Origin of the sequence: Pseudomonas sp. CM25 (genome assembly GCF_013179705.1) — a bacterium.
Classification (GTDB): Bacteria; Pseudomonadota; Gammaproteobacteria; order Pseudomonadales; family Pseudomonadaceae; genus Aquipseudomonas.
Genome location: NZ_JABMCW010000523.1, coordinates 1 through 2,686 on the forward strand (window position 1 = coordinate 1; position 2,686 = coordinate 2,686).

Below are 2,686 nucleotides of genomic sequence, written 5' to 3' on the forward strand. Positions count from 1 at the left end.
GGCCATGAAGTTCGCTGCGAAAGCTGTCGCTCTCAGTCTGTCCGTGCTGTTCAGCCTCGAAACCTATGCCACCGAGCTCAAGCATTGGCCCGCCGAGGCTGCCAGGCAGCTCGACAGCATGATTGCTGCCAATGCCAACCAAGGCAATTACGCGGTGTTCGACATGGACAACACCAGTTACCGCTACGACCTTGAAGAGGCGTTGCTGCCTTTCATGGAAAACAAGGGCCTGCTAAGCCGTGAGAAACTCGACCCTTCGCTGAAACTGATGCCATTCAAGGATACCGCCGAGCACAAGGAAAGCCTTTTCAGCTACTACTACCGGCTGTGCGAAGTGGACGACATGGTCTGCTACCCGTGGGTGGCCCAGGTGTTCTCCGGCTTTACCCTGCAGGAGCTGAAGGTGCAGGTAGATGAGCTGATGGCCACCGCCCAGCCGATCCCCAGTACCTATTACGAAGGGGATCAGGTCAAGGCCATCGAGGTACAGCCGCCCAAGGTCTTCAAGGGCCAGGCCGAGTTGTACAACAAGCTGATGGAGAACGGTATCGAGGTCTATGTGGTTTCTGCCGCCTCCGAGGAGCTGGTGCGCATGGTCGCCTCGGACCCTAAGTAAGGCTACAACGTGAAGCCGCAGAACGTGATTGGCGTAAGCCTGCTGCTCAAGGACAGGGCCAGCGGCCAGCTGACCACCGCGCGCAAGCAGATCAGCGCCGGGCAATACGATGCCAAGGCCAATCAGGGGCTGGAGCTCACCCCGTACCTGTGGACCCCGGCCACCTGGATGGCGGGCAAGCAGGCAGCGATCCTGACCTATATCGATGAGTGGAAGAAGCCGGTGCTGGTGGGCGGTGATACGCCGACCAGTGACGGCTACATGCAGTTTCATGGCGTGGACGTGAGCAAGGGTGGCATCCACTTGTGGATAAACCGCAAGGCCAAGTACATGGACCAGCTGAACGGGATGATTGCCAGGAACGCGGCGGCGCAGGCCAGGGAAGGATTGCCGGTGACGGCGGACAAGAACTGGGTGATCGTGACGCCGGAGCAGATTCAGTAATTGTTGTGTTGCCTGTACTGGCCCTATCGCCGGCAAGCCAGCTCCCACAGGTACTCCACAGCATCTGAAATCTGTGCAGTACCTGTGGGAGCGGGTTTACCCGCGAAGAGGCCGGCACAGGCATAAAAAAACCGGCGCTCAAGGCGCCGGTTTCTCATTTCCGCCAGAGAGAGCTTCAGAGCCCTTCGAGCATCGCCTTGTTACGCACAGCACCCTTGTCGGCACTGGTCGCCAGCAGGGCATAAGCCTTCAGCGCGGTAGTCACCTTGCGTGGGCGAACTTCAACCGGTTTCCAGCCCTTCTTGTCCTGCTCGATACGACGCTGAGCCAGCTCTTCGTCACTGACCAGCAAGTTGATCGAACGGTTGGGGATGTCGATCAGCACCTTGTCGCCGTCGCGCACCAGGCCGATGGCACCGCCTGCGGCAGCTTCCGGCGAGGCGTGGCCGATCGACAGGCCCGAGGTACCGCCCGAGAAGCGACCGTCGGTGAGCAGCGCGCACGCCTTGCCCAGGCCTTTGGACTTCAGGTACGAGGTCGGGTAGAGCATTTCTTGCATGCCCGGGCCGCCTTTCGGGCCTTCGTAGCGAATGATCACGATGTCGCCCGCCTGCACTTCGTCGGCAAGGATGCCGCGTACGGCGCTGTCCTGGCTTTCGAAGATCTTCGCGTTGCCTTCGAACACGTGGATCGACTCGTCGACACCGGCGGTTTTTACCACGCAGCCGTCGAGGGCGATGTTGCCGTACAGCACGGCCAGGCCGCCCTCTTGCGAGTAGGCGTGTTCAAAGCTGCGGATGCAGCCGTTTTCACGGTCGTCGTCGAGGGTTTCCCAACGGGTCGACTGGCTGAACGCAGTCTGGGTCGGGATGCCGGCAGGGCCTGCCTTGAAGAAGGTGTGCACTGCTTCGTCATCGGTCTGGGTGATGTCCCACTTGGCGATGGCTTCTTCCATGCTGTTGCTGTGCACGGTCGGCAGGTCGGTGTGCAGCAGGCCGCCACGGGCCAGCGAGCCGAGGATGCTGAAGATGCCGCCGGCGCGATGCACGTCTTCCATGTGGTACTTCTGGATGTTTGGCGCAACCTTGCACAGCTGCGGCACCGTGCGCGACAGGCGGTCGATGTCGCGCAGGTCGAACTCGACCTCGCCTTCCTGGGCTGCTGCCAGCAAGTGCAGGATGGTATTGGTCGAACCGCCCATGGCGATGTCGAGCATCATGGCGTTTTCGAACGCCTTGAAGTTGGCGATGCTGCGCGGCAGCACGGAGGCGTCGTTTTCGCCGTAGTAGCGCTTGCACAGCTCGACGATGGTGCGGCCGGCAGTGAGGAACAGCTGCTCGCGGTCGGAGTGGGTGGCCAGGGTCGAACCGTTGCCTGGCAAGGCCAGACCCAGGGCTTCGGTCAGGCAGTTCATCGAGTTGGCGGTGAACATACCCGAGCACGAACCGCAGGTCGGGCAGGCGCTACGCTCGTACTCGGCGACTTTTTCGTCGGAAGCCGAGGAGTCCGCAGCGATGACCATGGCATCGACCAGGTCCAGGCCGTGGCTGGCCAGCTTGGTCTTGCCGGCCTCCATCGGGCCACCGGAAACGAAGATGACCGGGATGTTCAGGCGCAGGGCGGCCA

At 61.5% G+C, this 2,686-nt stretch carries 1 protein-coding gene and 1 pseudogene; one reads left to right on the plus strand and one right to left on the minus strand.

What is annotated here, in order from left to right:
* Positions 1 to 4: 4 nt before the first annotated feature.
* Positions 5 to 1,060 (plus strand): annotated as a pseudogene (locus tag HP546_RS28870) (haloacid dehalogenase-like hydrolase).
* 175 nt (positions 1,061 to 1,235) lie between these two features.
* On the opposite strand, the gene ilvD reads toward HP546_RS28870, so the two are convergent.
* Positions 1,236 to 2,686: dihydroxy-acid dehydratase (ilvD, locus tag HP546_RS28875; RefSeq protein WP_172232874.1), on the minus strand; the 1,451-nt coding region annotated here is incomplete at its 5' end.